Genomic DNA, 353 nt, shown 5'->3' on the forward strand with positions numbered 1-353 from the left:
ACGGCCAGCAGGTCATCCAGGGACAACAGAAGCTGCTTGCGCAAATACACCACAATAGCTTCTTGGGCAGGTGTCAGGTGCGTTTGCAGGCGGTGCGGTGTGTGCGAGCGGTCTTCGGTGCTGGAGCGGCTGCGCCACTTCCGCACTGTGGCCTCGCTGATACCATACTGCCGGGCAAGTTCGCGGACGGGCTTGGTACTCGTTGCCAGTTCTTCACGAATGGCGGGTGTGGTGCGCGCCCGTTTATGCAAAGATACTATCATGTCGATTGGCCTCCCTGTGCTTGCTGGATGAATTGCTCAATGGCGTGGTACATGATGTCGCGAGCGACGAACCAAGGATAACGCCTTTGG

At 58.1% G+C, this 353-nt stretch carries 1 protein-coding gene; it reads right to left on the reverse strand.

All coding sequences use genetic code 11. The features are described from left to right. The coding region (locus KTN04_RS16740; RefSeq protein WP_217336351.1) for a helix-turn-helix domain-containing protein at positions 1–263 on the reverse strand (263 nt) is incomplete at its 3' end. Positions 264–353 lie beyond the last annotated feature (90 nt).

It is taken from the genome of Marinobacterium weihaiense (genome assembly GCF_019061305.1).
Classification (GTDB): domain Bacteria; phylum Pseudomonadota; class Gammaproteobacteria; order Pseudomonadales; family Balneatricaceae; genus Marinobacterium; species Marinobacterium weihaiense.